We start from the raw sequence: 25880 nt of genomic DNA, 5'->3' as shown, positions 1-25880 counted from the left end.
TTTAATTGAGGAGTTTTCAGGCTTGGATGTACCGACTTTCTACCCCAATTTACACGTGAATAATTTCGTCATCAATTAAAAGTTCTTCGTGCCTGAAACGCAGCAATACCTGTGCTACTGCAATAACATCTTTTTCACAGTAGGTAACAATACGGTCAATGTCTTTTTCAACATGAAACACATGTCCTACCTGGCTGCCGTCGATATCGCCTTTTGGTGACGGAACACCCAGTATTTTGGTGAGCAGCTTTAACGAGGTAAAACTTTTATAGTCGCCAAATTTCCATAATTCCATGGTATCAAGATGAGGTACTTCCCACGGTTTTTTACCAAAAAGGTTCAGCTTTGGCGGAATGGCAATGCTATTGATAATCATACGGCGGGCAATAAACGGAAAGTCGAATTCCTTAGCATTGTGTCCGCACATAATATGCTGGGGCTGGCTAAAATGGTTGTTCAATAAGTTATTAAAGTCTTTAAGTATTTTAGGTTCTTCGCCATGAAATGAGGTAACCCTAAAATGACGGATATCTCCCTTGAACGTAAAATACCCAACTGACAGGCATATAATTTTACCAAACTCTGCCCATATCCCGGCACGTTCGTAAAATTCTTCGGGCGACTGCCCATCCTTACGCTGGTATTGGGTTTTAAGGTCGTAAAGCTGTTTTGTTTCCTCATCGCAAAGCCCAAAGTGCGGCTGCTCGGGAACCGTTTCTATATCAAGGAAAAGTATATTTTCCAGTTGTATTCTTTCAAGCATAAATGCATATAGATTCTGTCATTGCGAGTGTGAAAAAATGTGGCGTGGCAATCTTTGGATTGATCCGTCCTTCTTCTCAATGACTGTAAGTAGATTACTTTTTCGTTCCCTGTGCTTCTGCCTCTTCTTTGGTAAGTGCAAGTCCGTTGCCTTTGCCTTCATTCGGTTTTAAAAGTCCCATCATTTTATAGGCTTCATCTACATACACATAAAAGTCGTTGCTATGCGGGTCGGTATCGGTTTGTAAACCTTTTGTGTGGCCCAGCCTTACAATTATAATATTGTCTTCGGGTATCACAATTACAAACTGACCCAAATGACCGCGCAGGTAGTACATTTTCCTGCCTAAATATGTATTTAACCACGTACCATAGCCATATTGTGGAGAATCGGCAAACTTAGGTGTTACCATTGTTGCTACAGCAGTGCTGTCTAACAATTGTTGGTTATTCCATTTGCCATTGTGTTTAAATAATTTTCCGAAACGGGCAAAATCACGGGCGTTGCTGGCAAAACAGCAATAGGCTTTTTCAATTCCGTTTTCATGGTCTAATTGCCAAAGCGCATCGTTTTCTGCACCCATAGGCTGCCAGAATTTTTCAGCAACATAATCAGATAAAGTTTCTCCGGTAGCTTTGGTGATCACCATTGCAAGGAGTTCTGTAGCGCCGCTTACATATTCAAACTCTTTGCCCGGCTCGCGGATAACCGGAACTTTAAGCATTGTTTCTTCCAAATGGTCGCCAAAATAAGCACGCGTAGTTATAGAGAAGGCACTGCTGTATTGTTCGCCCCAGTCCAGTCCGGTACTCATAGATGATAGGTCTCCCACCGTTAATTTTGCAGCAAGCCCCTTGCTGAATTCCGGAAAGTAATCGCCCACTTTTTGATTGAGGCTTTTAATTTTTCCTTCTTCGATAGCTTTAAACATAGCGGCGGTAACTATGGTTTTTGCCATAGAAAAGGAATTTGATTTTGAATCTTTTCCGTAGCCATCGTAGTAGCTTTCATGCCAGATACTGTCGTTTTTTATAATAAGATAGGCGACAGTACCCAGTTCTTTATGGGTGTCTTCCAGCCTTTGGGAAGCCTTTACTTTATTGTAATTTTTGTGTGTAGCCCATGGCTGACCCGTTCCTTTCTTAACAGTACGGTTATCAAAATGGGTATAGTCGTCTAAGTATGCGGTAGTTTTGCCGTGCAGGTATACCACGCGAACTGCTTTTAAAAGATAATCTACATCAAAAATATATAGCAATAAAACGATGGCAGTAAGCAGGCCTACAAGCCAGAGCAGGAATTTTTTCATACGGAAAGATTAGGTCTTGGTATGACGAATTTACATAAAAAATGTTTTATGGCGGGAAGTATTTTGTTTGCCACGAATTACACAATTTTTCCAATTTGTTTGTTAGTGACCGTTCTAATTCAGGCAAAAATTAAAACAAACTTTGCTGTATTGGAGGGGTTTCGTGTTCCAGCAGCCATTTTTTGCGCCATAGTCCGCCGGCATATCCGGTAAGCGATCCGTCAGATCCTATAACCCTGTGGCAGGGCACAACAATCCATAGTGGGTTTTTACCATTAGCAGATGCTACTGCACGAATGGCTTTTACATCGCCCAGTTGTATTGATAGTTCCTGGTAGGAAGTGGTCTTGCCAAAAGGAATTTCTAATAACGCTTTCCATACTTTCTTTTGAAAATCGGTTCCCTGCGGGTTAAGCGGAAAATCAAAGGTGTTGCGTTTCCCTTCAAAATATTCTTCCATCTGCTTTACGGCATTTTGCAGTACATCAGGAATTGAATTGCTTACAGGCACGTCATCATTTAGTACCCATATTTTGGCAATACCATTTTCATTGCCCTCAATAAGGGTAATGCCGAGCGGTGTTTTTATATGCGCCTGTTCCATAAGGTAAAGATACAGAGGTTTATTTAGAAATAAAAAAGCCACCGCAATGCGATGGCTGTATATAGTAAAAATTAATCTTCGTCTTCCAGTTCAAAAATTTCGTTTACCGGTTTATCAAACAGCTTTGACAATTTTAAAGCTAAAACGGTAGATGGTACATATTTTCCCGCTTCGAGGGCATTTATGGTCTGGCGGCTCACACCGATACGCTCAGCCAGATCCTGTTGGGTAAGGCTAAAAATAGCACGCTGCACTTTTATGTTATTCTTCATCCTGCCTTGAATTTTTGAAACGGTACATCTTAAAACGAAAAAGTGCGATAAAGATAAGCAGTTGCGATAACATCGCGACCATCATTACATCCAGAAAAAACATTCCGTAAATAAAGATATAGCAAACAAAAATAATACTATAATTTACTATAGTTGCCCACACCAGGCTGTGCAGCCGTATCGATGCCACCATCTCGTCTTCATACTTCTCTTTAGAAAATGCATATATTAATCCGGCCGGAATTACAACTATCATAAGCAGTTCATCGGTTATACTATCTTCTATTACGCTGAAAAAAATATAGTCCAGCATATTGTCGCCTACCATTGCAAATACAAGTGACCTGATCTCGAAAATGGACTTGTCGAAGCAAAATACCATTGAGAGACAAAAAAAGCTTATCGTAAAGAGAATGCCACTAATTGTTTTCCATTTGTACGGAAATAAATAATTCGTTTTCATGATTGGTTAGTTTTAATGTTGAAACGAATGTAAAATAAAATTTCCAATATGACAAATAAACTTTACATTTTGTAAAACAAAATATTCTTTATACTTCGAGATGATAAAAATACAGGCATAAAAAAAAGCCACCGCATTGCGATGGCTTTAACTATATAGTGAGATGTTTACCGTAAATTACTGGTTTGAAGCAGGTGTAGCTTCAGTTGCAGGAGCTAATACTTTACCTTTAATAGTAAGTACTTTGTTCACGTCACTGTCATTTGTAGTAACAGTTACGTTTTTAGAGAAGCTTCCTGGGTTAGCAGCATTATAAGTAGCAGTTACAGTAGCACTTTCTCCTGGTTTAACCGGAGTTTTTGTGTAGTTTGTAGCTGTACATCCACAAGATGCTTTTACATTAGTGATAAGAACTGTTTGCTTAGAAGTGTTTTTGAAAGAGAATTCGTGAGAAACCGGTTTTCCTTTTTCAATATCACCAAAGTTGTGAGTATCTTCTTTCCACGTAATTGCAGATGGAGTCATGTTTTTTGGCGCTTCTGTTGCAGCAGCGGCAGTTGCAGCTTTAGCAGCAACAGGTTTTTTAGCAGCAGCCTGTTGTGCAGATGCACCCTGAGATACAAAGAAAAAAGCACCTACAAGAGCAAGAGCAGAAAGTTTAAGCGTTTTCATAATGGTAAACAATTAATATTAATAATAAATTTTTTTCAGTTTGTGTTACACAAATATATCTAGTTCTCTCCACATATTTGTTAATCGCTTTCAAAGTATTGTTAACGACATGTTAACGGGCTGTATATTAGCGATTTTTATAATTTGAGCATACTATTTTTATATCGTGCTACAGTTTATTCTATTTTTGGCGGTATAAATTGATGTAAATTCAATAGCCGGATACCATCTTTACAAATAACATTCCAAAATTGAAATTCAACACGTTAAATATTATAGTTTTAATCGGCCTGCTTGCAATAGTGGGTGTTTTGACGATGCAGCTGGTCATGCTAAACCAGGCCTATACCTTCGAAAAAAAAGAAATGGGCGAGAAGATACATTTTGCTTTGCAGGATGTAGTAAATAAAATCTACCGCGATAATAATAATGAGCTGCCGGGTACAACACCCATAAAAAAAGTATCTGAAGATTATTATGTAGTGAACGTAGACGACGTGTTTGAAGCCCCTGTATTGGAATACTATCTTCAGGCAGAATTTCAGAAGGTAAAACTTGATCTGGATTATGAATATGCCATTTACAATTGCGGATCGGATGAAATGGTATATGGGGAGTACATCAGTGCAAATGGAAAGCCGAAAGCAGATAAACTTAAATGCGAAAAGTGCTTTACTAAACGGGAAGGACTGGTGTATTATTTTGCGGTACGTTTTCCACAGCTTCGCTATAGCTATATAACCTCACTACAACAATACTGGATATATACCGGCGTGCTTTTTCTTGTTTTAGTTATCTATGTATACTCTGTTATATTATTGCTGAAACAAAAGAAATATACAGAGCTGCAAAAAGACTTTATTAATAATATGACGCATGAGTTTAAAACGCCGTTGTCCTCTATATTGATAGCCTCAAACTATGCCATTAAACAGGAGGCTATAGGAACCAACCCTAAACTTAGCCGCTACCTTACCATTATTATAGAACAGAGTAATAAGCTTAACCAGCATATAGAACGTATTCTTTCAGTCGCTAAAACAGAATCGGGTGTTGTATCACTGGAAAAGAAAGAATTTAATGTTGTAGAAACCCTTGAACTTGTTAAAGATAATGCCTCGTTAAAGTTTGAGAAGGCAAATGTGGCACTCCACAGCCCAAAACCGTTGTATCTTATAAAGGCCGATGAATTCCATTTTTATAATATTACTTATAATATTGTAGAGAATGCTATAAAATACGGACAGGCAACTCCCAATGTAAGTATTGATATAGCCGAAAATGGTAAAGGGCTTGCCATACGTTTTGCCGATGATGGACCCGGTATTCATCCTGACCATATAGATTATGTGTTCGATCGTTTTTACAGGGTACCGCGTCAGGACAAGTCGGAAATTGAAGGATTTGGTATTGGACTTTTTTATGTGAAAAAGATATGCGAACTTCACGGTTGGAAGATAAACATTCAAAATAACGAGGGTAGTGGTATAACAATAACCATTTATATTCCGAAAAGCAGCATTGTATGAGCCGAAAGAGAATATTGTATGTAGAAGACGACAACACACTGGCATTTTTAACCGCCGATAACCTCGAGCAGCATTATGAAGTAATTCATTTTGCTAACGGGCGTGATGCGTTTGAAGCTTTTAAAAAAGAGAATTTCGATCTTTGCATACTCGATGTCATGCTGCCCGAAATGGATGGTTTTGAACTGGCTTCAGCTATACGCGAGCGTGATGTGTCTGTGCCTATTATTTTTCTTTCTGCCAAAACACTTAAAGAAGACCGCATAAAAGGACTTAAGCTTGGTGCTGATGATTATCTTGTTAAGCCTTACAGTATAGAAGAACTAATACTTAAAATTGAAGTTTTCCTGCAACGAAGCCATAAGGTTGCTCCCGTTAAAGATACAACCTGCACTATAGGCTCTTTTACTTTTGATCCTGAAAATTACGTTGTAATAAAAGGTGATGAACGTACCAGCCTTACCGAAAGGGAATCGGCACTGCTAAAACTTTTTATAGATAATAAAAATACCATACTTAAACGCGAAAACATTCTTACAGCCCTTTGGGGCACTGATGATTATTTTATGGGGCGCAGTATGGATGTTTTTATCTCCCGACTTCGAAAAATATTTAAAGAAGACGAAAGTATTCGCATAGAAAATATTCCGAGGATTGGTTTTAAGCTTGTAGCACCTTAGTTCAGTGTTCAGTGTTCAGTGTTCAGTGTTCAGTGTTCAGTGTTCAGTGTTCAGTGTTCAGTGTTCAGTGTTCAGTGTTCAGTGTTCAGTGTTCAGTGTTCAGTGTTCAGTGTTCAGTGTTCAGTATATAAAAAAGCTACAAATTACCACAAATTAAATTAGTGAGATTTGTAGGATTCGTGGCAAAAAGAATTACTTAGCAAGGTGGCTGTAAAAATAATCTTCAAGTCCTTTTAATTCTTCATCGGTGAAATTCCTGGTGATAACAAAATTCGTTTTCATCACTTCATATTGTTCCGGGTCAACTAAAGGTTCGCCTTCGCCTTTAAGAAACTGAACCATATCGGCATTTTTCTCTTTGTATATCTTTGCAATTTCCACCACACTTGGACCAATAACTTTTTGATCTGCCTTATGGCACGAAAAACAATTGCCTTTACCATTAAAAATTTCCTGGCCAATTTTTTGTGACGGGGTAAGGTCTGCCGTTGCACCTTCGGAAGCAGTTTCAGAAGAAGGATAAAGTGCGTCTTTTTTTTCTTCTTCTTTACATGAAAAAAGTGACAGGGCTATAAAGGGTATAAGTATTCGTTTCATTCCGGTTTTTTTGCAAAGATAAACAACCGCCCCTCCATGATGAAGGGACGGCGGTAAATTATTTATTTAAAATTATAGCAGCTTCTTTAGCAAAGTAGGTAGAAATTATATCTGCTCCTGCACGCTTAATACAATACAGCTGTTCTATCATAATTTTATCATGATCCAGCCAGCCTCTTTCTGCTGCAGCCTTTACCATTGCATATTCACCCGATACCTGGTATACCGAAACGGGTACATTAACAGCATCTTTTACTTCGCGAACAATATCAAGATAGGCAATGCCCGGTTTAACCATAACAATATCGGCACCTTCTTCTACATCATGCAGCGCCTCCCTTATTGCTTCAAGGCGGTTGGCATAATCCATCTGGTAGGTCTTTTTATCTTTTGGAACTTCCACACCCGACTCTTTTGGAGCACTATCCAGCGCATCCCTGAACGGTCCGTAAAACGAAGAAGCATATTTGGCGCTATAGCTCATAATACCCACATTTTCAAAACCGGCACTATCAAGCCCTTCACGAAGGCGTAACACTCGTCCGTCCATCATGTCGCTTGGCGCTGCAAAATCGGCTCCTGCCTCGGCATGCGACACAGCCATCCGTACAAGTGCCGCTACGGTTTCATCATTGGCTACATCGCCATTTTTTATAATGCCGTCATGCCCATATATAGAATAGGGGTCAAGGGCAACATCGGGCATAACAATCATTGCAGGAACAGCATCTTTAATTGCTTTAATAGCCCTTTGCATCAGCCCGTCTGGATTCCAAGCTTCTTTACCGGTGTTGTCTTTAAGCTTGTCATCTACTTTTACATAAATGTTTACGGCTTTAATACCTAGGCTCCATAGTTCTTTCACTTCTTTAACCGTGAGGTCTATAGAGCGGCGAAATATGCCCGGCATAGATGGGATTGGAACTTCTACATTTGTGCCTTCGGCAATAAACATAGGGAACATAAAATCGTTTGGTGTAAGTATGGTTTCGCGAACTAGTGATCGAATAGAATCGTTGGTACGTAGTCTGCGGTTTCTGTGTAATGGGAACATGTTATTTATATTGTTCCTCGTAAGAGGAGATTATTATTTTTTATGCCGCTCCTCCGGAGCTCAGCGTTGTTGCATGCATATTGCTGCTATAAATATGTCGCCCCTCAGGGGCTTTTAATCTTTACTATGCCTTACCCACATTATCATACTAAGATAATAATGTGCTTGCAACAGCACCAGCGGTGCGGTATATTTATAGCACTATTATTAATGACTGAAGTGAGCTCCGGAGGAGCGGCATATCAAACATCATTAAATATAAATTCATTCTTAAATTCAATATTGTAAAGATTAAGAAATTCTATATACTCTTGTCTAAAGGTTCTTGTTCTATGATGTTCTTCCTGGTTTTGAATATAATTTATAACATTTGTTAACTGGGAGTGGCTATAAGAAAAAGCACCAAATCCTTGTTGCCATTCAAATTTCCCAGCAATCCACTTTTTGTCGTTTATAAACCTGGAAGAATTTGCTTTTATATCTCTTACTATATTGGATAATGCTGCCGTTGGTTTTAGTCCAATAAGGATATGTACATGATCCGGCATTCCGTTAATAGCCAGTAATTTTTGACCCTCATTTATGACAACACCAGTAATGTATTTATACAATTCATCTTTCCATTTATATGAAATAAGATTATCCCTGCCTTTTACCGCAAAGACAATTTGAATATATATTTGCGTATATGTATCTGCCATTAGCTCACCCTTCCTGAATTCTAAAACTTCAATTTCTCTTTTATTTTATTTTTCTCTCGTGTCAAAAAGCCGGGAGCATCAAAACGATACCCAAAGAATGCTGTAACATAACTTACTGCATCATTCATAGTAACACTACTGTGTGTATTATGGCTTGATGCTATTCCTTTCGACTGAATTCCGCCATAAAAGGTGTCTGAATTATAACCGAGTGAAAGGTTTACCGATGCTGTGGTTAAGAAAGTGGTAGTGTTTACTTCTTCGTCTACTGTTTTGGTAAAACCCGCGCCAAGAGACAAACCTCCTGCCACCATGAATTTTTTTGCTATTACCCAGTTATAATTATATCCCGGTGAAAGTGCAACGTCTATAAAATAGATCTTGCCATCTATGCCTTCAGACGCATCACCCGAAAGTTGGGTATAGTAATAAGATAAAGCCGGTATAAAACTGCCTGCACTTTTTAGCTGCCTTTCACTTTGAAAGCTTAACGCGTTAACCGAATAATTCTTGTTGAAAACATAAGATGTGCTGCCACCCAATTTCATTGATTTCATTGTCGACAGGTATATGTTTCCGCCATCGGTTTGCAGCGTCATGCCTTTTTGGTAGATGTAATCGAAATACTGAACCCATTGCCCCGGAAACATACTAAGGCTAAACGATGTCATCTTAGAATCTTTATTATCCCTGTTGTCTACAAAGAATCTAGGGGCAAAACCCACACTAAAAAACAGTATGTCGTACTGAACAGCAACACCCAGTGTTGTCTTTCTATTAGGTGCAAGATCTACTGTAAGGCCATCGTTTTTATAATTGATAGTAAAATTGTTGTAGGTGTTTAGCGTGAAGAGCTGAGTTGAAATCTTATCGGGAAACTTTTCTGTATAAGGATTACTAAGGCTATCCGATTGTGCAAAACAACCGCCACCCGCAAACAACACTACTGCTATGTAGCCTTTTATACCCAATCTACCGGATTTGCTAATATTTTTATCAATCGTTCTTCTTCACTTCCTGCTTCAGGATGGTGGTCGTAAACCCACTGCACATGCGGTGGAAGGCTCATTAATATGCTTTCCATTCGCCCATTGGTTTTTAGTCCAAAAAGCGTACCCTTATCATGTACAAGATTAAATTCCACATAGCGTCCACGGCGAATTTCCTGCCATGTTCGGTTTTCAGCAGTATACTCAATATCTTTTCTGCGTTCAACAACTGGCACGTAAGCTTCAAGGAAACTGTTACCAACTTCGGAAACAAAGTCAAACCAGTTGTCCATACCGAAATCTTCCGTAGCCTTGCAATGGTCAAAGAATAATCCGCCTACACCACGCGATTCATCGCGATGTGCATTCCAGAAATAGTCATCGCACTGCTTTTTAAATTTTATATAAAACTCAGGATCATGCTTGTCGCAGGCTGTTTTGCATGTTTGGTGAAAATGGCTGGCATCTTCGTCAAACAGGTAGTAAGGGGTAAGATCCTGACCCCCGCCAAACCAACTGTCTACAACATTGCCTTCTTTGTCATACATTTCAAAGTAACGCCAGTTGGCATGAACCGTTGGTACAAACGGATTTTTAGGGTGAATTACCAGGCTCAACCCGCAGGCAAAGAAATCTACGTCGCCTACGTTAAAATAAGCCTGCATTGCTTTTGGTAACGGCCCATAAACAGCAGATATATTTACCCCGCCTTTTTCAAACACGGCTCCGTTTTCTATAACTCGTGTACGTCCTCCGCCACCCTCTGCACGTTCCCAGATATCCTCACGGAATTTTGCAGTGCCATCTACCGCTTCTAACTTAGAAGTAATAGTATCCTGAAGGTTTTGTATGTATTGGTAAAATTTATTTTTCATTCTTATTGTATTCTTCTTTTAGCAGCCCAAAATAAACCACATCTTCCAGTTTGCCTTCGCCGCTTTTAAACTCCTGCCTTAAAATGCCTTCCTGTACAAAGCCATGTTTAAGGGCAATCTTCTGGCTTGCAATATTTGATGGCAATGTAGAAATAGTGACTTTATTCAGCTCTAGTTCTCTAAAACAAAAATCAAGCGTATTGCCAATTGCTGTCGTAATAATGCCCTTTCCTTCAAAAGCAGCATCTATAAAATAAGCCAGTTCGCACATAGCTGCATCCGGCTCAATATTTTTAATTACGACGTAGCCTATCAGTATATCTGATTCATTATCTCTAAGATAGAAATAATAATTTTCATTCCATATTTCGTTATCTACAGCTTCCTGTAAAAATGTAATCGTATCTTCTAAAGTGGTACAGCCCAATGCCGTTATAGGAAAGGTTTGTGTAATACGATCCCTGTTGCGGTCAATTAGGTTATAAAACTCTTCAGGTTTTACTGTAACAATTCTTTCCGTAGACCAGTTTAGTACTTCCATTTTTTGTTGACACTTATTTATTAAGCGCGTTTATTTTATTGAAAATATCAAACGAGAACATTTTACTCTCTGCCTGGATAAAATTATAAAGCGAAACCGCTTTTGCCCTAAATGCAGGATTGGTGCTAAACATATCGGCAAGGCGCTCCATATTTGCCCAGTCAAAATGCATTTTGGTTACATGCCTGTTCAGCTCTTCGCCTGTCATAGCATCAAGGCTTTCGTAGGATAATCCTATTTGCGTAAGCAGCGATTGTGCGTCATCCGTAAGCCACCCATCAGGAACAAATGTTAGTTCCATCAGCTTGCCTAGGATGTTGTTTATCCTTTCATTCTCTTCGTCTCTTAATCCTAAACTTAGCGGCATTTATTTTGGTTGTTGGTTACTGGTTGTCAGTTGTCGGCCTTTATCCGGCAACCTATAACAGTCAACTATTTATATTCTTTTACTGCATCAATAAAGGCTTTGGCGTGGTCTACCGGAATGTGAGGTAAAATACCGTGGCCAAGGTTTACAATATAATTGTCTTTGCCGAATTCGTCTATCATCTGGTGCACCATCTTTTTAATGACAGGTATTGGTGATAGTAAACGCGACGGGTCAAAATTCCCCTGAAGGGTTATCCTGCCCCCTGAAAGGTAGCGTGCATTACGTGCAGAGCATGTCCAGTCTACCCCAAGTGCAGAGGCCTTGCTTTGTGCCATGTCGCCAAGGGCAAACCAGCAGCCTTTGCCAAATACAATAACGTGGGTTTCCGGAGCCAGGGCTTCAACGATCTGGTTAATATATTTCCATGAAAACTCCTGGTAATCTACAGGAGATAGCATACCGCCCCAGCTGTCAAATACCTGTACGGCATTTACACCTGCTTTTACTTTTTCTTTAAGGTAAGCAATAGTGGTATCGGTTATCTTTTGAAGCAGTACATGCGCTGCTTCCGGTTGCGAAAAGCAAAAGCCTTTGGCAATATCAAAACTTTTAGATCCCTTCCCTTCAACAGCATAACAAAATATCGTCCACGGGCTGCCTGCAAAGCCGATAAGCGGTACTTCGTCATCAAGCATTTCTTTGGTTAGCTTAATAGCATCCATTACATAGCCTAGTGTTTCGTGAATATCCGGCACACGTACTTTTTCTACGTCTTGTGGAGTGCGTATCGGGTTTGGCAAAAACGGACCCACACTTTCTTTCATAAGCACTTCAATGCCCATAGCCTGTGGTACCACAAGTATGTCAGAGAATAATATAGCAGCATCGGGTTTTACAATACGAATAGGCTGTACTGTAATTTCAGCAGCAAGCTCCGGCGTCTGGCAACGGGTAAAGAAATCATACTTATCGCGCAGTGCACGAAATTCGGGCAAATACCTGCCTGCCTGGCGCATCATCCATACTGGTGGGCGTTCTACTGGCTCATTGCGTAATGCTTTTAAGAAAAGGTCGTTTTTTATGCTCATATGTTTGTTTATATTATAGTGCCTGTCATTTCGACAAAGGAGAAATCTCAGCTTAGAGATTCTTCGACTTCGCTGCGCTGCGCTCAGAATGACAGAACCTTATTAAATATGTTCTTTATAATAATTTATACACTGTATAATCACGTTCTCAACGGTGGGCTTATTTGCAATAACCATATTATAGGTTGTGCCTTTAAGTGCCTCGGCTGTTGTTGTACCTATGCAAAAGCAAACCTCATTGTTTAGGCCGTTTGCTTTAAAATAGCTTTCTACACCGCTGGGGCTGAAAAATAATATCCCACTAATGGTGCTTTTTATAGCACGCGGCGATAATACCGTTTTATATATTTCAATCTCGTTAAATTCAATTTTGGCATTGGCCAAAGCTTCAGGGAGCGTATCTCTGCGCATGCTGCCCGAAAAAAATGTAAAGCTTTCGGACGCATGGTTGCTAATTATAATTTCGGCTAGTGCTTCGGCATAATCTGCAGATGCCACAACTTTATAACCTGCTTTTTCTATAGCTTCTTTTGTTTTACTGCCTACGCAGAAAACAGGATTATCCTTAAAATTAGCGCTTTTTTTATTGAGCAGGTAGCTGTTAAAAGCATTTTGACTGGTAAATAACAAATTCTTATGAATGTTATCTAATTCAAATTCAGTATTCTGTATAGAAATAAAATCGGCTTCCACTACTGAAATACCCGCATTTAGCAGAAACTGCTTATGATTGGGCAGCAGCTTTTTTGTAGACAGTATACGGATGATCTCCATTATTTTTTAAGTTCGTTCCTGATCTTCTCCATCAGTTCATTACCACCGTTACTTAATATCTCGTTAGCACATGCATTACCAAAAGCAACAGGATCTTCGTAAGCAGACATCACTTTTTCTAAATGAATACGCTCCTTGCCGTCAATAGAAAGCAGTACGCCTTCAAAACGAATCTCTCCGTCAATAGCCGTAGCAAGTGCGCCAATAGGGGCAGTACAGCCACCTTCCAGCGTTCGTAAAAACTGGCGTTCAATGCGGGTGCACAATTCGCTTTCAGGATGATTCAGTTTTCCAACAGCTTCAAGGCAGTAATCGTCGTTTTCCATTGCAACAACTACCATAGCGCCCTGCGCAGGAGCCGGTATCATCCAGTCAAGATCTATATAATTGTCCGGAAGCAGGTCAATGCGTTCCAGTCCTGCAGCGGCAAACACAGCGCCGTTCCAGTCGTTATCTTTAAGTTTTTGAAGCCTTGTATTTACATTGCCGCGAAGGTCGGTCACATTATGATGCGGGTATCGGTGCAGCCATTGAGCCTGTCGGCGAAGGCTTCCTGTGGCAATAGTTCCTGCATCGAGAAGAAAATCGAGGCTGCCCTTATGTACAAGAATGTCGTTAACATTGGCACGCTCTAAAACAGCGGCCTGTACAATACCTTTAGGCAGGGCAGTAGGCACATCTTTCATAGAGTGCACTGCAATATCTACCTCGCCTCTAATCATGGCAACATCAAGCGTTTTGGTAAAAATACCGGTAATGCCCAGTTCGTAAAGCGGCACATCCAGTATAAGGTCGCCGGTAGATTTTACGGCAACAATTTCGGTGGCATATCCCAGGTCGTTCAGTTTCTTTTCCACGGTGTGGGCCTGCCAAAGGGCAAGCTGACTGTCGCGGGTGCCTATTCGTATGGTTTTACTCATTTGGTTGAAGCTTCAATCCTGAAAACCTTTTCTATCCATTCGATGCTTTCATCTACCATGGTGTCGCGGTCTTTCAGATGATTTGCAAAGTGTGTTGTAATTTTATGGATAATGCGCTGGCTGATAATTTCGGCCTGCTCTTCATCAAAATTACTTATTTTTTTGCGTTGAAAGTTTAGCTCGGTATCTTTTATAGAGTTAAGTTTCTCCTTAAGGGCGTTAATGGTAGGTGCAAATTTGCGTGCACTTGTCCATTCGTTAAACTCTTCGGTTACTTCCTCAATTATTCTCTCAGCAGAAGGAATATGTTTTTTCCTGTTTTCAAGGGTAACATCGGTAATTTTAGAAAGGTCGTCAAGGTGAACCACAGTTACACCTTCAAGGTCTTTTACGTTATCGTGTACATTCTTAGGAATAGAAAGATCGAGAATAAGTAACGGCTTATTGGTTACCAGTATATCCTTATCAATAGTAGGAACAGATGCTCCGGTAGCAACAACGAGTACATCGGTGTTGGGCAGTTCCAGCGGAAGCAGGTCGTAATCTTTAACGATGAGGTTAAATTTCCCGGCAACTTCTTCGGCTCTCTCGCGGGTACGGTTTATAAGGGTAATATGATCGTTCTTGGTGTGCTTAACAAGGTTCTCGCAGGTATTGCGGCCAATTTTTCCTGTGCCGAAAAGCAATATGTTCTTGTTCTGAATATCGGCCACATTATTCATAATGTATTGTACCGATGCAAAAGAAACAGATGTTGCACCGGAACTAAGCTCGGTTTCATTCTTAATTCTTTTGCTTGCCTGTATAACATTGTTTACAAGTCTTTCTATAAACGCATTTGTTAACCCGAAAGCTTTAGACTCGTTAAAGCTGTTTTTTATCTGGCTGATAATTTCAAAGTCACCCAATATCTGGCTGTCAAGACCCGATCCCACACGAAATACATGGTCTATCGCTTCGGCATTTTTATAAACAAAAGCCACACGCTGAAATTCTTCAACGGTGCCAAGGCTGTTATCGCAAAGTAATTTTATAAGTTGAAAGGGGTGCTGGGCAAAACCGTATATCTCGGTCCTGTTACAGGTAGATATAACCACAAGGCTTTCTATACCTTCCTGTTTTGCCTGCTGAAGCAAATTTGTTTTTGCATCATTGCCCAGGCTAAATTTCCCTCTTATCTCAGCATCTGCTTTTCTGTAACTCAGTCCAACCGCATAAAAGTACAGATGTCTGGATATGTTATTGTTCTCCATAGTGTCACTTATCCTAAAAGTTCTACAAAAGTATTGTGAACGTTTTCTAAAAAATAACGCTCAAAGTCCTATTTGTATCGCTGCGGGATATTTTGGCACGAAAATGTATTTATTTGCCCAAATAGCATAAATTTGCAATAGAATCAGCACATTGCGAAAATATTGTTTAGAACTATTCTAAATAAAGACAGCTTTGCTTTTCGCAGTTGGCATAAAAAAAATACCGCTATGGGTTCTCATGAAGAAATATATATTGAAGATGATTTCGTAGTGCTGCGCTTTCAAAACGACAGCGACGAAACCTCTCATTATGAACGGGAAGTGGGCGTAGACCTCATACAGTTTCACTTTGGTATAAAGGGCCGCGCCAAGTTTATTTTTAACCAGGGGCGCTATGCTTTGGACCTTCGTGAAGAGGTATCACTGTTTTTGTATAATCCACAAAAAGAGCTTCCGGTGCATCTTGAAATCGCCCCGCACAGTTGGGTAATTTCGGTACTTATATCTATTAAGAAATTTCACGGTTTCTTTTCAGAACAAGCCGATCATATCCCTTTTTTAAGCCAGGATAATATCGACAAGAAATATTATAAAGACGAGAAGATAAACCCGGCAATGGCTGTAGTGCTTAGTCAGCTGTTCCATTTTAACCTGCACCAGTCCATAAAGAAATTATACTTTAAAGGTAAGGTGTATGAGTTGCTGAGCTTGTATTTTAATCGTTCTGAAGATACCAATATAGAGTCATGCCCTTTTCTGGTAGATGAGGATAATGTAATAAAGATACGCAAGGCCAAAGACATTGTAATAGCCAACATGGCCGAACCGCCGGGGCTTCAGGAACTGGCCGATCAGGTGGGTATTAACCTTAAGCGTTTAAAAATGGGCTTCCGCCAGATTTATGGTGACAGCGTGTATAGCTTTCTGTTTGATTATAAGATGGACACAGCCCGAAAACTACTGGACAGCGGATCTTATAACGTAAATGAAGTAGGCCTGAAAATTGGCTACAGTACAGCAAGCCATTTTATTTCGGCCTTCAAGAAAAAATTTGGTACAACCCCAAAGAAGTATCTTATGAGTATGAATGAGAAGGTGTAGGTAGCTCGCTTTCTCCAATGAGGGTTTGGGTTTACCTGAGTAGCTCCTGCAAGGTTTTTAAAACCTTGTATAATTGGTAAATAAAGATGAAAATTAATCTGGTTCGGTGAGTTTTTTGGACGAGATAAAGAAATAAATAATATGTGGGAACCAATTTCTTTAGAAGAATTAAACTCCGAAATAGGCATCGCTAAGTCTTTTCTTAAAGATGAGCTTTTAGCTTTTTGGGAATTAATAAAAATAGAACCTGAAAAATGGCTGGAAGCTGAATATGGAAATGAAAGTGGTGGATTTTGGGTAGTCGGCCTGTTTGGAAATAAGGCTGTATGGTATAATGATATAGAAGAAGGATTTAATGTCTCAACGTACAACAATTATGGTACGCTAGATGAGTATGGAGCAGAGCAGGATAAACTGAACTGGACGCTTGGAAAGATATTTAAGGTTAAATAATAAAAACAACTGCCTTTCGCACGGTTTTTGAGAACCCGTAGAGGCGTAATAGCAAACAAAGAAAAAGATAATGAAAGGAGTACTGTTAGTAAACCTGGGTTCGCCCAAAAGTCCTACCGCAAAAGATGTAAAGCCGTATCTGGACGAATTCTTAATGGATAAATATGTAATAGATGTACCTTATCTTTTAAGGGCTTTATTAGTGCGGGGTATTATTTTGCGCAAAAGGCCTGAAGAGTCGGCGCATGCTTACCAGAAAATTTGGTGGGATGAAGGATCGCCTCTTATTGTACTTTCTGAAAGGATGCACAAAAAAATCCAGAAGAAAACAGAATTGCCTGTAGCACTTTCTATGCGTTACGGACAACCCTCTATAGAAAAGGGACTTCAGGAACTATCTGATAAAGGAGTTACCGAAGTTTTGCTTTTTCCATTATACCCTCAGTATGCAATGGCTTCAACACTTACTATTTTAGTATTGGCCGAAGAGATAAGGAAAAAGAAATTCCCGCACATGAACTTTACCGATGTGCCTGCATTTTACGATAAGCCGGATTACATAAAAGCGTTGGCTAATTCTATAAAAAGCTCGCTACAGGGCTTTGATTACGATCATCTTTTGTTCTCGTACCACGGTATCCCCGAGCGTCATATCCGTAAAACAGACGTAACTAAATCGCATTGTAAAATAGATAGTACATGCTGCGCTACACCATCTGCGGCGCATAAATTCTGCTATCGCCACCAGTGTTATGAAACTACAAGATTGGTAGTTGAAGAACTGGGCATCCCTAAAGATAAATACTCACTTACTTTTCAGTCGCGCCTTGCCGGCGACAAATGGCTGGAACCGTATACCGATGTTGAAATAAACAATATGCCGCCAAAAGGTATTAAAAACCTTGCGGTAGTAACACCTGCTTTTGTAGCCGATTGCCTTGAAACGCTTGAAGAAATTGCTATGCGTGCTAAAGAAGATTTTGAAGAGCACGGAGGCGAAAAATTCCTTGCAGTACCATGCCTTAATGATGGCGACGAATGGATAGATGTTGTTGCAGGCTGGATTAGCGAATGGGCACATGCTGAAATACCCGTAGTTTAATGGAGGTATCATCCCGCGATCTCGCAAAAAAGGATATTAAATCGCTGTTGATAAAACAGTCGGTGCCGGCATCTATAGGTATATTATTTATGACGGTAAATATCCTGATAGATACCATTTTTGTGGGGCGCTGGATAGGTTCTCTGGCTATTGCTGCCTTATCGGTAGTAATGCCTATTACGTTTTTTATATCGTCGTTGGGTATGGCAATTGGTACGGGTGGAGGCTCGGTGCTTTCGCGTGCGCTCGGTGCTAAAGACCGTGAAAAAGCGCTGTCTACCTTTACGCACCAGATCATGCTAACCTTCGGACTTTCATCACTGTTTGTGGTATTTGGAATCTTTTTTAGCGATGAGATTCTATATGCTTTTGGCTCTGCCGGAGAAATTACAAAGCCGGCAAAGGAATTCTTTTTTCCTATACTGTTAGCAGTGCCTTTTCAGGCATTGTGCATGATGGGCAATAGTGTTATTCGTGCCGAAGACAAGTCGAAACACTCTATGATATCCATGATCATATCGGCCATATCAAATGTGGTACTGGATGTTGTGTTTATAAAGATCTTAGGCTGGGGTATTTTTGGAGCTGCGCTGGCTACTGCTGCGTCCTTCTTTTTATGTTTTGCCTACATACTCTGGTTCTTTATCTATAAAAGTGAGCTGCGTCTTAAATGGAGTCATTTTTCATGGCACAACAAAATTGCCGGGGAGATTGCTTCTATGAGTTTTGTAACCTTTGCCCGCCAGGGCGTTATAAGTGTACTTGCAGTAATATTAAACCACACCTTGTTTGCTCAGGGTGGCGAACACGCCGTAACGGTATACGGAATTATAAGCCGTATGCTTATGTTCGCGCTGTTCCCGGTATTGGGTATAACGCAGGGCTTTTTGCCAATTGCCGGATACAATTACGGTGCTAATAACCATAGCAGGGTGCGGGAGTCGGTATCTATATCCATTAAATATGCCGGGGCATTGGCAATACTAATATTTGTGGTGATTCTGATATTTGCCAGGCCTATAACCGCAATATTTACAACAGATGCCGATGTAATTAAAGATACACCCAAGGCATTACGCTGGGTGTTTGCGGCATCGCCTATTATCGCAGTTCAGCTTATAGGAGCTGCCTATTTTCAGGCGGCGGGTAAGGCAACTAAGGCGTTGCTGCTTACGCTGTCTAAACAGGGATTTTTCCTTATTCCGCTGGTACTTATTTTACCGCATTATTTTGGTATTTTTGGTGTATGGGTGGCCTTTCCCATTGCTGATGTGCTCTCTACCATAGTGACTGGTATTTTTTTAAAGAAAGAAATGGCCGAACATGTTAATGATAACTAATGGAATACTATAACTATATAAAATCACTGCACCTTATTTTTGTAATCACCTGGTTCGCCGGGCTGTTTTATATTGTAAGGCTGTTTGTGTACCATATAGAGGCTAATGATAAGCCTTCACCAGAAAAAGAGATCCTTATCAAACAATACAAGCTAATGTCGTACAGGCTTTGGTATATTATTACCTGGCCCTCGGCTGTACTGGCAACCCTTTTTGCCGTAACGCTTTTACTCCTTATGCCGGAATGGCTTCAGCAACCGTGGATGCACGTAAAGCTTACGTTTGTATTCCTGTTATTCCTGTACCATTTTAAATGCCACAGTATCTTTAAGCAATTGCAAAAGGATGAGGTTAAACATACCACGGGCTTTATGAGATTGTGGAATGAAGGCGCTACCATTATACTTTTTGCTGTAGTATTTTTGGTAATCTTAAAAAGTGCCATTAACTGGGTATTTGGGGTAGTGGGTATTTTTGTATTTGGTATATTGCTTATGCTGGGCTACAAATTTTATAAACGAATAAGGGAAAAAAACCAATCCTGATATGAAGGAAAAGTTTAAAATAAAACGCTGGTCGCTGCGGACAAGAATTTTCCTGTCCATGATCTTTATTACCCTTATTGCATCGCTGCTTATAGCGGCAGTAAGTATTTACCAGTTTAAAAAAGAAGCTAAAGATTACCACCAGGACAGGCTGGAGCGTAAGGAGGCTGCCATCAAGGCACACATCAATTATATTCTTGCAAATACCACCTATCCGCTTACTACAGAGAATCTTCCGCTTATCTTCCGTGAACGCATTCACGAACTTTCCAACATCCACGGAATGGAAATTAACATCTACGACCTTAATGGACATTTGCTTAAATCCAGTAAAGCGGCTTTTTCGGTAGATACTATAAACACATCCATACCAGAACCAATACTGAAAGTTATACGATCCACTGCCGAGAAACGCTATGTAGACTTGCGTGTAAGTAATGAAAACAAACGTTTCAGGTCGTCTTTTAGTTATATAAAAGATACAAAGTTTAAGCCATTAGGGATATTAAACCTGCCGTATATTGAAGACGATGGCTTTCTGGATAAAGAGCTTAACAACTTCTTTACGCGTTTCTTTCAGGTATATTCGTTTATGTTGCTTACGTCAATAATCATTGCTTATTTCTTATCCAGTTATATTACAAAATCTATAAAGGAAGTCAGCGACAAGATTAAAGAAACACGCCTAGCTGAAGTGAACGAGAAAATTGACATGGGTGACACACCACAGGAAATTAGCCTGTTGGTTGATGCTTATAACAACCTTGTAGATGACCTTGAAACCAGTGCTACCAAATTAGCACAAAGCGAACGTGAACAGGCATGGCGCGAAATGGCAAAACAGGTAGCCCACGAGATTAAAAACCCGCTTACGCCTATGCGCTTAACAGTGCAAAGCTTTCAGCGCAGGTTTGACCCTCAGCATCCCGATATAAGGCAAAAGCTTGATGAATATTCGAGTACGCTTATACAGCAGATAGACACCATGAGCTCGGTGGCTTCGGCATTTTCGAGTTTTGCCTCTATGCCGGCACAGCAAAACGAAACCCTTAATGTGGTGAAGATCGTTCAGCTTGCGCTGGAAATTTTCAACGAGAATTATATTACCTACCATGCCGATGAAACGCACATTATTACACGCATGGACAGGACACAGCTGATACGTATTATAACAAATCTTGTTAAGAATGCAACACAGGCTATAGCTGAAGATGAGGTTAACCCGATGGTTGATGTGAGGGTTTTCCGCGAAGGCGGTATGGCAAAAATTTCTGTTAAAGATAACGGAAAGGGTATAAGTGTAGAAAACAAGAGCCGTATTTTTGAGCCGAAGTTTACCACTAAAAACAGTGGTATGGGACTAGGACTGGGTATTATAAAAAACATCGTTGAAAACTATCACGGTACAATTACTTTTGAAAGCCGTGTTGACGCGGGTACCGAATTTTTGGTTACCCTGCCTATTACCAATGCCCAGGGCAACGAAGAAGAAGACAAACAACAAACAGATATACAACCATGATGTACGAAAACATACTTACAGAGCAAACCGGCGGGCTTGCCGTAATTACAATTAACAGGCCTACAAAACTTAATGCGCTTAACAGGGCTACAATTACAGAACTTCACGAAGCATTTAAGGCATTAAATGCTGATGCGACAGTTAGAGTTATTATTGTTACCGGAAGCGGAGAAAAAGCTTTTGTTGCCGGTGCAGATATTGCCGAATTTTCGAGCTTTACAATAGAAGAAGGTCAAAAACTTGCCGCATTAGGACAGGAGCTATTATTTGATTTGGTACAGAACCTGTCTACACCTGTTATTGCGGCAGTAAACGGATTTGCTCTGGGTGGAGGTCTTGAGCTGGCTATGGCAGCACATTTCAGGGTAGCGTCAGATAATGCTAAAATGGGTCTGCCTGAAGTTTCTCTTGGGGTTATTCCCGGGTACGGAGGTACACAGCGTTTGCCGCAGCTTGTAGGTAAAGGACGTGCTATGGAAATGATAATGACAGCGGGTATGGTTTCTGCTGAAGAGGCTAAAGCATACGGATTGGTAAACCACGTAGTACCTCAGGCAGAACTGCTTGACTTCTGTAAAGGTATTGCAGCTAAAATTATGAAGAACTCTCCGGTTGCTATAGGCCGTGCTATAGAAGCTATAAATGCTAATTACGAAGACGGTGTTAACGGTTATAATGTAGAGGTTACCGCTTTTGGCGAATCTTTTGGGACTGCCGATTTTAAAGAAGGTACCACAGCATTTCTTGAAAAGAGAAGAGCTGAGTTTTCTGGGAAATAAATTACAACATCTTTATAAACAAAAATGCCTCACATTGTGAGGCATTTTTTATTGGTGATTTTTATTCTTATCCCTATTCTTTATTACGTATTCTCTAATAGGCATCCCGTTGATAATAAGATCCTTTAAAACCGAATTTCCTTTACGTACTGCTACCACTGCATACACCGGTTTGTAGTCCTGGTTCGCGGCATATTTAAAGTAAGCAGATTCTGCCGCCGGGGCTTTGCTTTCTTCCATATAGTAACGATCAAACGGAAGACTTACAAAAAGAAGGCTGTTGTCTAATAAACGCTTTGCTTTGGCGGTTAAGTAATCTACAGCGCCGTCGGGTTTTTCACGGCTTACGGCCTTTCCTTCAGCAAATCCGTTTTCGTCTTTTGCTAATATAATGTAGGCTGTATCACCTTCCTGCCATGTAGTATCGTTAGTGGCAACGGCTTCCAACTCAAAATCCAATGTTATAAATTTCCCCCTAAACGGATCGTTAGGATCTATCGGCCTTGCCTTAAAATGATATTCAACGCCTTCAGTTTCGGTAATGTAGCTGTCATAAATCATTTTCAACGGTATAAAAAGCTGTACTAGTGCTGTAACCGCAAAAGCTATGAGTATGTTTTTAGTTTTCATAAGTTGGGGTTTCAGGTTTGTTTTTCTTTTTTTGGATAAGGATATAGTTGGCAAGGAAGAAACCGACACCAACGCTTATAAATAACAGTCCGCGTACAACAAACGACATATTTACATCGAAAAAACGGCAGGCAATAAGTACAGATGTTATGATAAGCCCAAAGTTTAAAATGGCGAAATCGAATTTAGCAACACCCTCACGTATTACAGCAATACCCAGTCCGAGTACAAGAATGTTGGTAAGTATAGATGGTATAAGGTCATCAAAAGTGCCAATAAAATAAATAACCGGGAAAATAAGGGCTGCAGACCTGAATGGTTCAAAACGTTTTGAAGCTCCTTTGTGGAAAAACGAAAAATAAATATTTGTGATTAAAAATACCGCCCACAGTAGTATAAAATATGTTCCGGGAGGCGATCCGGCTATTACATCGCGCCACACCCAACGGAACGATCCCATAGTAAGTATAACAACGATACTCATTTCGCCCAGGGTAAGAAAGCCATTTTTCTTAGGGCTGTCTTTAAATATTTGTAAATGTCCGACACTATGCAATAGTCCCGCAAAGGCAAGGTAGATAAGAAGCCCGAACTGATCTGCACCGCTTAAAAATCCGCCCAGGGAAATCAATCCGCTAAGAGGTAACAGCCAGTTGAGTGCTGCTGTACCATTGTTACGTTCTTCTTTTAATTGCTGTATGTAGAATGGTATCAGTATGGCAATAAACAACACATATCCCCAAGGGTTTACCGGGCTAAAGTAGCCTTCCTCGACAGCGTAATATGTAGCAAATAAAACATGCAATACTGCAAGGGCATGAGATCTGAGTATGTAAATAAGTGGCGAACACAATAGTATCCACATAAATAGGAAGCTGCCGAGGTCGCCCGGAAGGTTATATATCTGTGCAATAAGTGCTATTGAAGATCCTACCGAGAAAAAGAGCAATGTACCCGAAGCGTTTTTCCAAACGCTGCCTTTGTTTTTAATGATAGTGTAAGCTGTTAATGCCTGAAAAACAACAAGCGGCAGTACGGCCAATGTGGTTTTGGTAGATTTGGAGAAGTCGTCCCAGTTATGGGCAAATATCAGGATAATGCCTAAGCCAACAAGTATACCGCCAAGCGCTGCAAATATAGAAAGCATTCCGTTGCCTTGAGGCACTTTCCGCGTCGCATAGTAGTTTTGTATATCTTTTGCCGTTTGTGGACTAATAATGTTATTAGCTACCAGTTCGGGCAGGTCTTTTTCAATTAATGCCATAATATGGAAATTTATCTAAATATAAGAAAATACTGTTTACTCTTTGTGTACATCTTTAAATTTGAGCATATCGAGCAGGCGTTGTTCTTTCTCATTATCAAAACCACAGGAGGTTTTAAATTCTTTTGGGTTCTCGTAAGTGCCAAACAACATATCCCACCAAACAATGTCACCATAGTTGTTAGTGTGCTTGTTGTATTCATGATGAATGCGGTGCATTTCGGGACGTTGAAAGATATAGCCTATCCATTGTGGGGTTTTAATATTAGTATGATAAAAAAATTCTCCCAGTGCCGTGCATAATGTATAGATTCCTGCCGCTTCAAGGCTAAGGCCAAGCAAGGAATAAACAAGCAGGCTGCCAATAATCGAGTTAACAACCATTTCTACAGGATGTTTGTAAAATGAAGTTATAACTTCTATGCGCTGCGGGCTGTGATGGATCTGGTGAAAGTGCGTCCATAGAAAATCAATACGATGTCTCCATCTGTGCCACCAGTAAAAAATAAATGTAGCTATAAAATAGGCTATAAGTCCTCCTATGACAGGAGAAACATAACCTGAAAGATGAAATACAGAAAATGAAGAGAGCCATTTTTCCCAGCTTATTCCGGCAAGAAGCACCACACCAAGCTGTATGAAGTTAACTCCTAGAACTCTGATAGTCCAGGTTGGCACTTCGGGCAGTTTCCAGCCCAGGTTTAGTCGTTCTATTATAAAACATACGGCAAATGATACAAAGATGATGATTAGCATAATTGGTTGGTTTTTTAGGTTTACATCAGTGTAAATATTTGCCAAACGAATAGCAATATCGAAAGTGCCATAAGTACTATCGAAATATTTTTACGATAGTTGTTCTGTACTGCCTTTGCAAATATTGGTATCGCAATACCAAGAAATACAATGCCTATGTGTGTTGTGTAGCCGGCAAGCCATTTAGGGAAGTAAGCGAAATAAGCTGCCTGAGACTCTAAAAACGAAGCGTGCTGGGTCGTAGTGTATATCCATAAAGAGATATTGGCTATTACAACGGTTAATAGCGATATCGCAATTGAGTATTTTGTTTTCATAATAAAGGTTGATTGGTATAATTAGAAAAGCCCCACAGCCGCCATGCTTTTGCATAACAGCCATGAGGCACCGCTAAGGGTTAAATATTTTGAGATTCAGATTGTTTTACGTCACGGGTATTTTTCTGTACGGCTATGGCAGAGAAAAGGCTAAGTGTAAATGCCATTGCAAAAAAGCCTTTTTCACTCAGTAGTAAGTCGGCATTCCAAAGCCCTATTATCAAAAGTACTACAGCTGCTATGGTAGAAAACCAGCTTATGCCATAGTATATATCGGTAACGGCTATACCTTCCATTCTGTCGCGAACGCTTTTCTGAACAGATATTACCGAAAACAATCCAAAAAGCATAATTGTAAAGTAGTACCCTTTTTCGTTAAGTCCCATTTCGGCATTAAAAAGCCCGATACAAAACGAAGTCATCCCTATTAGCAGGGCCATCCACGACGCGCCTATAAAAGCGCCACTTGGTTTAAGCGGATTGCCATTAATTATTGTCATGCTTTTGTTTACTGCACTGTTGTTTTCATCATTTATTTTTAGCGGTTCCATGATTGTTGTTTTAAAATTATAAGGCAAATCTCCGCTAAAAACAAAAGCGGTAAAAATCAGATTATT

General features: G+C 40.1%; 31 protein-coding genes. 9 read left to right on the top strand and 22 right to left on the bottom strand.

The annotated features are described in order from the left end of the window. Window positions 1-49: 49 nt before the first annotated feature. From ALW18_09795 to ALW18_09770, 6 genes are all read right to left on the bottom strand, one after another. On the bottom strand, window positions 50-763 hold the full coding sequence (locus ALW18_09795; protein ID AOE52776.1) for a 3'-5' exonuclease: 714 nt from the start codon (window positions 761-763) through the stop codon (window positions 50-52). A gap of 94 nt (window positions 764-857) precedes the next feature. Next, the gene (locus ALW18_09790; protein ID AOE52775.1) at window positions 858-2072 is read right to left on the bottom strand and encodes a beta-lactamase; all 1215 of its coding nucleotides are present in this window, start codon (window positions 2070-2072) and stop codon (window positions 858-860) included. 130 nt (window positions 2073-2202) lie between these two features. After that, entirely contained in the window at window positions 2203-2676 is a 474-nt protein-coding gene (locus tag ALW18_09785) for a cysteine methyltransferase (protein AOE52774.1), read from the bottom strand. A 71-nt stretch (window positions 2677-2747) separates the two neighbouring features. Next, a complete protein-coding gene (locus tag ALW18_09780; GenBank protein ID AOE52773.1) occupies window positions 2748-2948 on the bottom strand; it encodes an XRE family transcriptional regulator in 201 nt (66 codons plus the stop codon). Beyond that, window positions 2938-3330 (bottom strand): hypothetical protein, encoded by a 393-nt coding sequence (locus tag ALW18_09775; protein ID AOE52772.1) that lies wholly within the window; start codon window positions 3328-3330, stop codon window positions 2938-2940. The genes ALW18_09780 and ALW18_09775 overlap by 11 nt, the downstream gene beginning before the upstream one ends. Before the next feature lie 258 nt (window positions 3331-3588). Beyond that, entirely contained in the window at window positions 3589-4083 is a 495-nt protein-coding gene (locus tag ALW18_09770; protein AOE52771.1) for a hypothetical protein, read from the bottom strand. Window positions 4084-4334: 251 nt separating this feature from the next. Between ALW18_09770 and ALW18_09765 the strand changes: the two genes are divergently transcribed. Next, the gene (locus ALW18_09765) at window positions 4335-5612 is read left to right on the top strand and encodes a histidine kinase (GenBank protein ID AOE52770.1); all 1278 of its coding nucleotides are present in this window, start codon (window positions 4335-4337) and stop codon (window positions 5610-5612) included. Further along, a complete protein-coding gene (locus tag ALW18_09760) occupies window positions 5609-6292 on the top strand; it encodes a transcriptional regulator (GenBank protein AOE52769.1) in 684 nt (227 codons plus the stop codon). The genes ALW18_09765 and ALW18_09760 overlap by 4 nt, the downstream gene beginning before the upstream one ends. A gap of 192 nt (window positions 6293-6484) precedes the next feature. On the opposite strand, the gene ALW18_09755 is transcribed toward ALW18_09760, so the two are convergent. The 11 genes from ALW18_09755 to ALW18_09705 all read right to left on the bottom strand — a co-directional run bounded on the left by ALW18_09755 (window position 6485) and on the right by ALW18_09705 (window position 15454). Continuing rightward, window positions 6485-6889, bottom strand: coding sequence for a cytochrome C552 (locus tag ALW18_09755; GenBank protein AOE52768.1), 405 nt, complete (start codon window positions 6887-6889; stop codon window positions 6485-6487). 58 nt (window positions 6890-6947) lie between these two features. After that, window positions 6948-7943: a delta-aminolevulinic acid dehydratase gene (locus ALW18_09750; protein AOE52767.1), complete on the bottom strand. Its 996-nt coding sequence runs from the start codon at window positions 7941-7943 to the stop codon at window positions 6948-6950. Between the two features lie 242 nt (window positions 7944-8185). Next, window positions 8186-8644 (bottom strand): transposase, encoded by a 459-nt coding sequence (locus ALW18_09745; protein ID AOE52766.1) that lies wholly within the window; start codon window positions 8642-8644, stop codon window positions 8186-8188. Between the two features lie 20 nt (window positions 8645-8664). Beyond that, a complete protein-coding gene (locus ALW18_09740) occupies window positions 8665-9615 on the bottom strand; it encodes a hypothetical protein (protein AOE52765.1) in 951 nt (316 codons plus the stop codon). After that, window positions 9606-10508 (bottom strand): coproporphyrinogen III oxidase, encoded by a 903-nt coding sequence (locus ALW18_09735; GenBank protein ID AOE52764.1) that lies wholly within the window; start codon window positions 10506-10508, stop codon window positions 9606-9608. Before ALW18_09735 ends, ALW18_09740 begins: the two co-directional genes overlap by 10 nt. Beyond that, window positions 10498-11049, bottom strand: coding sequence for a GCN5 family acetyltransferase (locus tag ALW18_09730; protein ID AOE52763.1), 552 nt, complete (start codon window positions 11047-11049; stop codon window positions 10498-10500). The genes ALW18_09735 and ALW18_09730 overlap by 11 nt, the downstream gene beginning before the upstream one ends. Before the next feature lie 13 nt (window positions 11050-11062). Continuing rightward, window positions 11063-11416: a hypothetical protein gene (locus ALW18_09725; GenBank protein ID AOE52762.1), complete on the bottom strand. Its 354-nt coding sequence runs from the start codon at window positions 11414-11416 to the stop codon at window positions 11063-11065. Between the two features lie 65 nt (window positions 11417-11481). Then, a complete protein-coding gene (gene hemE, locus ALW18_09720) occupies window positions 11482-12507 on the bottom strand; it encodes a uroporphyrinogen decarboxylase (GenBank protein ID AOE52761.1) in 1026 nt (341 codons plus the stop codon). A 102-nt stretch (window positions 12508-12609) separates the two neighbouring features. Beyond that, window positions 12610-13281 (bottom strand): uroporphyrinogen III synthase, encoded by a 672-nt coding sequence (locus tag ALW18_09715; protein ID AOE52760.1) that lies wholly within the window; start codon window positions 13279-13281, stop codon window positions 12610-12612. Continuing rightward, the gene (locus tag ALW18_09710) at window positions 13281-14201 is read right to left on the bottom strand and encodes a porphobilinogen deaminase (GenBank protein ID AOE52759.1); all 921 of its coding nucleotides are present in this window, start codon (window positions 14199-14201) and stop codon (window positions 13281-13283) included. Before ALW18_09710 ends, ALW18_09715 begins: the two co-directional genes overlap by 1 nt. Then, window positions 14198-15454 carry a glutamyl-tRNA reductase gene (locus ALW18_09705; GenBank protein ID AOE52758.1) on the bottom strand — a complete coding sequence of 419 codons (1257 nt, stop codon included), beginning with the start codon at window positions 15452-15454 and terminating at the stop codon, window positions 14198-14200. The genes ALW18_09710 and ALW18_09705 overlap by 4 nt, the downstream gene beginning before the upstream one ends. 228 nt (window positions 15455-15682) lie before the next feature. On the opposite strand from ALW18_09705, the gene ALW18_09700 reads away from it, so the two are divergent. The 7 genes from ALW18_09700 (at window position 15683) to ALW18_09670 (ending at window position 22296) form a co-directional block, all read left to right on the top strand. Next, a complete protein-coding gene (locus tag ALW18_09700; protein ID AOE54372.1) occupies window positions 15683-16555 on the top strand; it encodes an AraC family transcriptional regulator in 873 nt (290 codons plus the stop codon). A 141-nt stretch (window positions 16556-16696) separates the two neighbouring features. After that, entirely contained in the window at window positions 16697-17008 is a 312-nt protein-coding gene (locus ALW18_09695; GenBank protein AOE52757.1) for a hypothetical protein, read from the top strand. A gap of 70 nt (window positions 17009-17078) precedes the next feature. Then, on the top strand, window positions 17079-18110 hold the full coding sequence (locus ALW18_09690) for a ferrochelatase (protein AOE52756.1): 1032 nt from the start codon (window positions 17079-17081) through the stop codon (window positions 18108-18110). Further along, entirely contained in the window at window positions 18110-19450 is a 1341-nt protein-coding gene (locus ALW18_09685; GenBank protein AOE52755.1) for a multidrug transporter, read from the top strand. Before ALW18_09690 ends, ALW18_09685 begins: the two co-directional genes overlap by 1 nt. Beyond that, complete coding sequence (locus ALW18_09680; protein AOE52754.1) at window positions 19450-19995, top strand: protoporphyrinogen IX oxidase; 546 nt, start codon at window positions 19450-19452, stop codon at window positions 19993-19995. The genes ALW18_09685 and ALW18_09680 overlap by 1 nt, the downstream gene beginning before the upstream one ends. A gap of 1 nt (window position 19996) precedes the next feature. Further along, complete coding sequence (locus ALW18_09675) at window positions 19997-21517, top strand: histidine kinase (protein ID AOE52753.1); 1521 nt, start codon at window positions 19997-19999, stop codon at window positions 21515-21517. Then, on the top strand, window positions 21514-22296 hold the full coding sequence (locus tag ALW18_09670) for an enoyl-CoA hydratase (protein AOE52752.1): 783 nt from the start codon (window positions 21514-21516) through the stop codon (window positions 22294-22296). The genes ALW18_09675 and ALW18_09670 overlap by 4 nt, the downstream gene beginning before the upstream one ends. A gap of 48 nt (window positions 22297-22344) precedes the next feature. Here the strand turns inward: ALW18_09670 and ALW18_09665 are convergent, their stop codons facing one another. From ALW18_09665 to ALW18_09645, 5 genes are all read right to left on the bottom strand, one after another. Next, window positions 22345-22926, bottom strand: coding sequence for a hypothetical protein (locus tag ALW18_09665; protein ID AOE52751.1), 582 nt, complete (start codon window positions 22924-22926; stop codon window positions 22345-22347). Further along, window positions 22916-24190 carry a hypothetical protein gene (locus tag ALW18_09660; GenBank protein ID AOE52750.1) on the bottom strand — a complete coding sequence of 425 codons (1275 nt, stop codon included), beginning with the start codon at window positions 24188-24190 and terminating at the stop codon, window positions 22916-22918. The genes ALW18_09665 and ALW18_09660 overlap by 11 nt, the downstream gene beginning before the upstream one ends. 36 nt (window positions 24191-24226) lie before the next feature. Next, complete coding sequence (locus ALW18_09655; GenBank protein AOE52749.1) at window positions 24227-24946, bottom strand: desaturase; 720 nt, start codon at window positions 24944-24946, stop codon at window positions 24227-24229. 20 nt (window positions 24947-24966) lie between these two features. Next, window positions 24967-25263, bottom strand: coding sequence for a hypothetical protein (locus ALW18_09650; protein ID AOE52748.1), 297 nt, complete (start codon window positions 25261-25263; stop codon window positions 24967-24969). A gap of 80 nt (window positions 25264-25343) precedes the next feature. Continuing rightward, complete coding sequence (locus tag ALW18_09645) at window positions 25344-25814, bottom strand: hypothetical protein (protein ID AOE52747.1); 471 nt, start codon at window positions 25812-25814, stop codon at window positions 25344-25346. Window positions 25815-25880 lie beyond the last annotated feature (66 nt).

It is taken from the genome of Flavobacterium psychrophilum (assembly GCA_001708385.1).
Classification (GTDB): Bacteria; Bacteroidota; Bacteroidia; order Flavobacteriales; family Flavobacteriaceae; genus Flavobacterium; species Flavobacterium psychrophilum_A.
The sequence above is the reverse complement of the archived record's forward strand: the minus strand, read 5'-3'. Positions and strand labels throughout refer to the sequence as shown.